The sequence below is a fragment of the Faecalibacterium longum genome (assembly GCF_040094125.1).
Classification (GTDB): Bacteria; Bacillota; Clostridia; order Oscillospirales; family Ruminococcaceae; genus Faecalibacterium; species Faecalibacterium longum.
The window spans coordinates 1-518 of the sequence record NZ_JBBNIH010000003.1 but is presented as its reverse complement, the minus strand read 5'-3'; the positions used below and the strand labels follow the sequence as shown (position 1 = coordinate 518).

The window sequence follows — 518 nt, the reverse complement described above, 5'->3', positions numbered from 1 at the left end:
CTGCTCTCTCCTTTGATCGTGTGGAACAATACACTTGTTGACGGTCACAATCGTTATGCGATTCTTCAGAAGCATCCTGAGATTTATTTTTCCACCATGCCGCTCCGATTTGAGAACCGCGAAGAAGCCGTTGCGTGGATCTGCCGGAATCAGTTGGGACGGCGAAACCTGAGTCCTGAACAGAAACGCTATCTGCTTGGGAAGCAGTACGAAGCCGAGAAGAAAGCTGCAAAAATCTTTCGGGGTAATCAGTACACTTTAGCAAAGAAAAGTGGTGGTGATCACGGTGATAACCACCACTCTGGAAAGAAAACCTGTGACCGGATCGCAGAGGAAAACGGTGTCAGCCGTGCCTCCGTTCTTCGTGCCAGCCACTATACACGAGGCATCGACATCGCAGATAATCTCTCTCCCGGCATCAAGCAGAAAGTCTTTTCCGGCGAAGTGAAGTTCACCAACGAAGAAATGTCCAAGCTTGTGCAGGCAAGTGTCGAGCATCGTTCAGATGTCCTTGCTCA

1 pseudogene is annotated in these 518 nt (G+C 49.6%); it reads left to right on the top strand.

The features are described from left to right. Positions 1-518, top strand: a pseudogene (locus tag AAAU26_RS00020) (hypothetical protein); the annotation flags it as partial.